Origin of the sequence: Streptomyces albospinus, assembly GCF_014648695.1 — a bacterium.
GTDB classification, from domain to species: domain Bacteria; phylum Actinomycetota; class Actinomycetes; order Streptomycetales; family Streptomycetaceae; genus Streptomyces; species Streptomyces albospinus.
Genome location: NZ_BMRP01000110.1, coordinates 1 through 5394 on the forward strand (window position 1 = coordinate 1; position 5394 = coordinate 5394).

Below are 5394 nucleotides of genomic sequence, written 5' to 3' on the forward strand. Positions count from 1 at the left end.
GCGGGTGGGTTGTTGGCGCGTGGGTATGTGGGTCGTCCGGGGTTGACGGCGTCCCGTTTCGTTGCCGACCCGTTTGATCCGTCGGGTGGGCGGATGTATCGCACGGGTGATGTGGTGCGGTGGGATGCGCAGGGGCGGATCGAGTATCTGGGGCGCTGTGATGACCAGGTCAAGTTGCGGGGTTATCGCATTGAGCTGGGTGAGGTCGAGAGTGCGTTGACGGCTGTTGCCGGTGTCGGCTCGGCCCGTGTGCTGATCCGCGAGGACCGACCGGGAGACAAACGCCTGGTGGCCTACGTCGTACCCGCGGACGGCAGCACCGTGCACCAGGCCGCGCTGAGGACGGAACTGGCCGGCACACTGCCCGAGTACATGGTTCCGGCTGCGTTCGTCGTCCTCGACGCGTTGCCGCTGCTGCCCAACGGCAAGGTCGACCGCCGCGCCCTGCCCGCCCCCGAGGCGTCGGCGGGCGGCAGCGAGGGGCGCGGACCGCACACGGTCCAGGAAGAGATCCTGTGCGGTCTCTTCGCCGACGTGCTGGGCCGGACCCGGGTCGGAGTCGACGACGGCTTCTTCGAACTGGGCGGGCATTCGCTGCTCGCCACCCGGCTCGTCAGCCGGGTGCGCTCCGTCCTCGGAGTCGAACTCGCCGTCCGCACGCTCTTCCAGTACCCCACCCCCGCCGGTCTCGCCGCCGCCCTGGACGGAGCGGGGCGGGCCAGGACTCCGGTGGTGCGGGCAGAGCGGCCCAGCACCGTGCCGCTGTCCTTCGCCCAGCAGCGGCTGTGGTTCCTCAACCGGCTGGACGGGCCCGGCGCCACGTACAACATCCCGCTCGTGCTGGAACTCGACGGGACGCTCGATGTCCGGGCCCTGCGCTCCGCGCTCGGTGACGTGGTCGAGCGGCATGAGGTGCTGCGCACGGTCTTCCCCGAGCGGGACGGCGTACCGCGTCAACGCGTACTGGGCTCCTCCGTCGTGGACCTGGACCTGCGGGTGTGCGAGCTCGACGCCGATGCGCTCGACGCGGCCGTGAGCGCCGCGGTGACGAGTCCGTTCGACGTGGTGACCGATCTGCCGCTGCGCTCCTGGCTGTTCAGGACCGGCGCCGAACGCCATGTGCTGGTGCTGGTTCTGCATCACATCGCCGGTGATGGCTGGTCCCTGGCACCGCTGGCCCGCGAGCTGGGCGCCGCCTATCGGGCGCGCATCGCCGGCCAGGCGCCCGACTGGCCGGCGCCGGCGGTGCAGTATGCCGACTACACCCTCTGGCAGCGGGACATCCTCGGCGCGGAGAGCGACCCCGACAGTGTTGCGTCGCGTCAACTTGCCTTCTGGCGAAACGTGTTGAGTGACCTTCCGGAGTTGCTCGAACTGCCCGTCGACCGGCCCCGCCCGGCCGTCACGGACCCGTCCGGCGGCGTGTTCGTCCGCACGCTGGACGCCGCACTGCATCACCGGTTGCTCGACTTGGCCAGGTCCTCCGGCAGCACGCTGTTCATGGTGCTTCAGGCTGCTGTGGCGACGGTGCTCTCCCGGCACGGCGCCGGGGACGACATTCCCGTCGGCACCCCTGTCGCAGGCCGTACCGACGAGGCGCTGGACGATCTGATCGGCTTCTTCGTCAACACCCTCGTCCTGCGCACGGACGTGTCGGGCGACCCGACGTTCCGCGAACTCCTCGGTCGGGTCAGGGAGTTCGATCTTGCAGCGTACGCCCATCAGGATGTGCCGTTCGAATGGCTGGTGGAGAGTCTCAACCCGGTCCGTGCGCGCAACCATCACCCGCTGTTCCAGACGATGCTGGTGCTCCAGAACCAGGACACCGCCGAAACCGAGCTGCCGGGACTGACGGTCGGCAGCCGTCTGGCGCACAACGGGGTCAGCAAGTTCGACCTGACCTTCGCCTTCGGTGAGGACCGCGCGCAGGGCGGGCTGACAGCCGGAGTCGAGTACGCGACCGCGCTCTTCGACGCCGCCACCATCGAGGCCCTGACCGGTCGCCTGGTCCGGCTGCTGGAGGCCGTCGCCGCCGATCCGGATCGGCCCCTGCACAGCTACGACCTGCTGTCCGGCGGCGAACGCGCCGAGGTAGTCGGCTGGGGCGAGGGCGGGCGCCTCCCGGCCGGTACCGCCGGGGCGAGCCTGCCCGGGTTGTTCGCGGCGCGGGTGGCGGCGGACCGGTGTGCGGTTGCGGTGTCGAGTGGGGGAGTGGTGTTGTCGTATGGGGAGTTGGAGGAGTTCTCGGGTGTTTTGGCGTCGTGTCTGGTGGGGTGTGGTGTAGCGGCCGAGGACGGGGTCGGTGTGTTGCTGGGGCGTTCTGTCGCTGTGGTGACGGCGTCGTTGGCGGCGGTTCGAGCGGGTGGTGCGTATGTGCCGCTGGACATCCGCTGGCCCGTGGAGCGGCTGCATCAGGTCGTAGGCGTCAGTGGCATCCGGGCGCTGGTGGTCGGCGAGGAGTTCGCCGGTCACGGGTGGATCGCGGAGATGCGGCAGCGTGTGCCCGTCGTGGTGGTCGATGCTGTGGGTCGTGTGGTCGACGGTGCGCGTTCGCAGGTTGCTTCATTGCCTGCGGTGGCGGGCGGTGGGCAACTGGCGTATGTGATGTTCACGTCCGGTTCGACGGGTATACCCAAGGGCGTCGGGGTCTCGCACGCGGATGTGGCGGCCCTGGCCGCCGACAGTGCCTGGGCCGGCGGTGTCGCGGACTCGGTGCTCCTGCATTCCGCCTATGTCTTCGACGCCTCCACCTTTGAGATCTGGGTGCCCCTCCTCAACGGTGGACGGGTGGTCATTGCTCCGGAGGGTGCCCTTGAGCCCCACGTCCTGCACGACATCGTCACCACCGAGAACGTCACCGCCCTGTTCCTGACCACCGCCCTGTTCAACGTCGTGGCGGAGGTGGACCCGCAGTCCCTGGCCGGCCTCCGGATGGTCTGCGCGGGCGGCGAGACGGCCTCTCCCGGAGCGATGCAGCAGGTCGCCGGGGAACTGGCCGGGACGCGGGTCCACCATGTGTACGGCCCGACGGAGACGACCACCTTCGCCACCCGCTACCACGTCACCCCCGACACACCGATGGGACCGCCGCCCATCGGCCGGGCCCTCGACGGTATGCGCGCCTACGTGCTGGACGCGGGCCTGGGAATGGTGGCGCCAGGCGTGACCGGCGAGTTGTACCTCGCCGGACCGGGGGTGGCCCGCGGCTATCTGGGCCGCCCCGCCTTGACGGCTACGCGTTTCGTGGCCGACCCCTTCGACCCTTCCGGTGGGCGGATGTACCGCACCGGAGACCTCGTCCGGTGGGACGCGGACGGCCGGCTCGTCTACCTCTCCCGCGCCGACGACCAGGTCAAACTCCGCGGCTACCGCATCGAACCCGGTGAAGTGGAGGGCGTTCTCGCCGGCCTGCCGGGCGTGGCGACCGCGTATGTGCGGGTGCGGGAGGACCTGCCGGGCGATCGGCGGCTGGTCGGGTATGTGGTGCCCTCCGCCGGTGCGGCGCTGGACTGCGCGGAGCTGGCGTCGGGTGTGGAACGGATGCTCCCGGCGTACATGGTTCCCTCGGCGTTCGTCGTGCTGGACGCGCTGCCGCTGACGCCGAACGGGAAGGTCGACCACCGTGCACTTCCGGTGCCCGAGGCGTCCGGTGGCGGCGAAGGCCGCAGTCCGCGGACGGCCCGCGAGGAGATCCTGTGCGGTCTGTTCGCCGGGGTCCTGGGCATCGATCGGGTCGGCGTGACGGACAACTTCTTCGAGGCCGGTGGGCATTCGCTGCTGGCGACGCGACTGGTGAGCCGGGTGCGCTCGGCCCTGGGCGTCGAGGTCGAGGTCCGCTCGCTCTTCGAGCACCCGACGGTCGCCGGGCTCGCCGCGGTCCTCGACGCCGCCGACGCGGCACGGCCGTCGGTGCTGCCTGAACAGCGGCCCGAAGCCATGCCGCTCTCCTTCGCGCAGCAGCGCCTGTGGTTCCTCAATCGGCTCGAAGGGCCCGGCGCCACGTACAACATCCCGCTCGTGCTGCGGCTCGACGGCTCCCTGGACGTTGCCGCACTGGGTGCTGCACTGAGCGACCTCGTCGAGCGCCACGAAACGCTGCGTACCGTCTATCCGGTGACCGGCGGTGTCGCCCGACAGCTGGTGCTGGACGCGTCCGCCGTCGACCTCGCACCGCGGCCCCGGGACGTGGTGCCCGCCGAGCTGGACCGGGTGCTCACGGACAGCGTCTGCTGCGAGTTCGACGTGGCGACGGACGTTCCGGTGCGGGTGCGGTTGCTGCGGTTGGGTGCCGAGGCGCACGTACTGGTGCTGGTGGTGCATCACATTGCCGCGGATGGCTGGTCGTTGGCACCGTTGGGCCGGGATCTGGGCGCGGCTTATCGTTCGCGTGCTGTGGGCGGGGCTCCTGACTGGTCGCCGTTGCCGGTGCAGTACGCCGACTACACCCTGTGGCAGCGGCGCATGCTGGGCGAGGAGTCCGACGCCGAGAGTCTGACGGCACGACAGCTGGACTTCTGGCGGCAACGGCTCGCGGGCATACCCGAGTTGGTCGAACTCCCGTGGGACCGGCCGCGCCCCGCATTGCTGAAGCACGCGGGCGACTCCCTCACCTTCGTGATCGGCCAGGACACGCACCGGGGGCTCGTCGAGTTGGCGCGGTCGCGCGGATGCACGTTGTTCATGGTGGTGCAGGCGGCGGTGTCGGTGCTGTTGTCCCGGCACGGTGCCGGCGACGATGTCCCGCTCGGCACCGCGGTGGCCGGCCGGAGCGATGAGGCCCTGGACGACCTGGTCGGGTTCTTCGTCAACACCCTCGTGCTGCGCACGGATCTGTCGGGGGATCCCACCTTCCGTGAACTCCTCGACCGGGTGCGGGAGTTCGACCTGGCGGCGTTCGCGCATCAGGATGTGCCGTTCGAGCGGTTGGTGGAGGCGCTCAACCCGGCGCGGTCGCAGGACCGTCATCCGCTGTTCCAGGTGATGTTGGTGTTGCAGAACCAGGCGGCGGCCGGCGTCGACCTGCCCGGGGTCACGGTGACCGGTCAGCCCGTTCACACGGGTATCAGCAAGTTCGACCTGACGTTCAGCTTCACCGAGACATGGGACGAGGCGGGGGGCGTCGCGGGGATCGAGGGGCACCTGGAGTACTCCACCGAGCTGTTCGAGCCCGGCACCGTACGGGCGCTGGCCGATCGGCTGTCGCGGCTGCTGGCAGCAGTGATCGCCGATCCCGACCAGCGAGTGCACGGTGTCGAGCTGTTCACCGACGAGGAGCGGGCGCGGGTGATCACCGCGGGGTACGGCCAGTCGCGGCAGGCGCCACGGCTGACCGTACCGGAGCTCTTCAGCGCGCAGGTGGCACGCACTCCGGATGCGGTGGCGGTCCGTGACGGT

General features: G+C 70.2%; 1 protein-coding gene. It reads left to right on the plus strand.

What is annotated here, in order from left to right:
• Positions 1–5394 (plus strand): non-ribosomal peptide synthetase (locus tag IEZ17_RS41250; protein ID WP_189308772.1); only part of this gene is annotated, 5394 nt, incomplete at both ends.